Consider the following 1,142-nt stretch of genomic DNA (forward strand, 5'->3'; position numbering starts at 1 on the left):
CCCCAACGCCGGCTTCCTCGCGGGCCTGCCCGCCTCCTCCGCGCACGGCGAGCTGACCGCCGCGCTGGAGGCCGTGCGGCGCGGCCCGGCGGGCGACTCGTCCGAGGTGCGGCTGCGCGAGGTGCGCGCGCACCTGGAGCACGGCGACCCGGCGGCGGCCGATGCCGCTCTGGGCGCCCTGCGCGCACGTCACCCCGACGAGTGGCGGGTCGTGTGGTCGCGAGGTCTCATGGGGCTGGTGACGGGCGACCACGAGACGGCGGCCGTCTCCTTCGACGCGATCTACGACGCGTTCCCCGGCGAGCCCGCGCCCAAGCTGGCGCTCGGCCTGTGCGCCGAGGTGCTCGGCCAGCTCGACAACGCGGCCGAGTACTACCGCCTTGTCTGGGCGACGGACCCGAGCTACGTGAGCGCCGCGTTCGGCCTGGCCAGGGTGCAACTCGCCGCGGGCGACCGGGCGGGCGCCGTCGCGACGCTGGAGTCCGTGCCGGAGACGTCCATCCACTACACCGCCGCGCGGGTGGCCGCCGTGCGGGCCCGGCTGCGCCGGCGCGCCGCCGCGGAGCCGCTCCTGCCGGACCTGGCGGCCGGGGCGGCCCAGGTGGAGGCGCTGCGGCAGCTCGGCCTGGACGCGGTGCGCCGGGAGCAGTTGTCGACGGAAGTACTCGGGACGGCCCTCGACTGGGTAATCTCCGGGGGCCGGGGCGGTCCGGCCGAACCGGCCACGACCCTGCTCGGCAGCCGTCTCGACGAGCGGGGACTGCGCTTCGGACTGGAGCGCTCGTACCGGGCACTCGCCCGGCTCGCCCAGCGGGGCGAGGAGAGGATCGAACTGGTGGAGCGGGCCAACCGCTTCCGCCCCCGGACGTGGGTGTGATTGATGGCGCACAAGCACCAGCGGGAGGTCGGCACCTCGCCCTGCCCCAACCCGGAGTGCGGCGAACTGGTGGAGCCCGGTGACCTGTTCTGCGGTGCCTGCGGGTACGACCTGACGGCGGCGCCGCACCACGGCGCGTCCGCCGACCGTGCGACGGTGGCCCTGGGCCTGCCGGGCGGCGCGTCCGCCGGCCGGTCCCCGGAGCCCGGCGGTCCGCGCGTGTCCTGGCCGGAGGCCGAGCCCCGGACCGGGACGGGCGTGCCCC

2 protein-coding genes are annotated in these 1,142 nt (G+C 77.1%); both read left to right on the plus strand.

The genetic code is table 11. The features are described 5' to 3' along the window. Positions 1-877, plus strand: an 877-nt coding sequence (locus tag L1885_RS28595; protein ID WP_235800039.1) for a tetratricopeptide repeat protein, incomplete at its 5' end; no start/stop codon positions are given. A 3-nt stretch (positions 878-880) separates the two neighbouring features. Continuing rightward, the coding region (locus L1885_RS28600; protein ID WP_235800040.1) for a zinc ribbon domain-containing protein at positions 881-1,142 on the plus strand (262 nt) is incomplete at its 3' end.

The organism is Streptomyces fuscigenes (assembly GCF_021556455.1).
Classification (GTDB): domain Bacteria; phylum Actinomycetota; class Actinomycetes; order Streptomycetales; family Streptomycetaceae; genus Streptomyces; species Streptomyces fuscigenes.